This window comes from Amphibiibacter pelophylacis (genome assembly GCF_037688875.1).
GTDB classification, from domain to species: domain Bacteria; phylum Pseudomonadota; class Gammaproteobacteria; order Burkholderiales; family Burkholderiaceae_C; genus Amphibiibacter; species Amphibiibacter pelophylacis.
This window is the reverse complement of record NZ_JAWDIE010000050.1, coordinates 1-375: the sequence shown is the minus strand read 5'-3', so window position 1 is coordinate 375 and position 375 is coordinate 1. Positions and strand designations below refer to the sequence as shown.

Sequence of the window (375 nt, the reverse complement as noted above, 5' to 3'; positions counted from 1 at the left end):
ACCATGACGCGCGGCATCGTCATTGACGCGCTGCGCATGGCCTGGTTCAAGCGGCATCCGGCCAAGCAAAATGGACTGATCTTCCACAGCGACCGGGGCAGCCAATACGCCAGCAACGACCTCAGAGACGTGCTGAAGGAATACGGCATCACGAGCTCCATGAGTCGTAAAGGGGACTGCTGGGACAATGCCTGTAGCGAGACGCTATTCGGCTCGCTGAAGGTTGAGCGACTGCACGGGCAGCGCTTCAAAACCAGGCGCCATGCCAAGGATGAAATCGTGGCTTGGCTACTCTGGTACAACAGCGCTCGGCTGCATTCGACGCTGGGCTACATCAGCCCGATGAAGTACGAGCAAAACAGGCTTGCGGCGTAG

At 58.7% G+C, this 375-nt stretch carries 1 protein-coding gene; it reads left to right on the top strand.

Annotated elements, in window-relative coordinates:
- Positions 1-375 (top strand): integrase core domain-containing protein (locus RV045_RS14340; RefSeq protein WP_423236470.1); only part of this gene is annotated, 375 nt, incomplete at its 5' end.